1 protein-coding gene is annotated in these 249 nt (G+C 73.5%); it reads left to right on the top strand.

Translation table 11 applies throughout. From position 1 onward, the window contains the following. Positions 1-249, top strand: a 249-nt coding sequence (locus ACZ6JE_RS15415; RefSeq protein ID WP_464319512.1) for a sugar phosphate isomerase/epimerase family protein, incomplete at both ends; no start/stop codon positions are given.

The following is a 249-nucleotide window of genomic DNA, read 5'->3' as shown; positions in this document are numbered from 1 at the left end:
GACGGCGACCCCGAGGGCGTCCGCCGCCGGGCCGCCGAGGAGATGAAGGCGACCGCGCACGCCGCGCGGGCGCTGGGCGTGTCCACCGTCGTCGGCTTCACCGGGTCCTCCATCTGGAAGACCGTGGCGATGTTCCCGCCGGTGCCCGCGTCGATGATCGACGCCGGATACCAGGACTTCGCCGACCGGTGGAACCCCGTGCTGGACGAGTTCGACGCCGCCGGCGTCCGGTTCGCCCACGAGGTGCAC

It is taken from the genome of Frigoribacterium sp. AC759, assembly GCF_979256015.1.
Note: the sequence above shows the minus strand (reverse complement) of the source record. Positions and strands in the feature narration are given on the sequence as shown.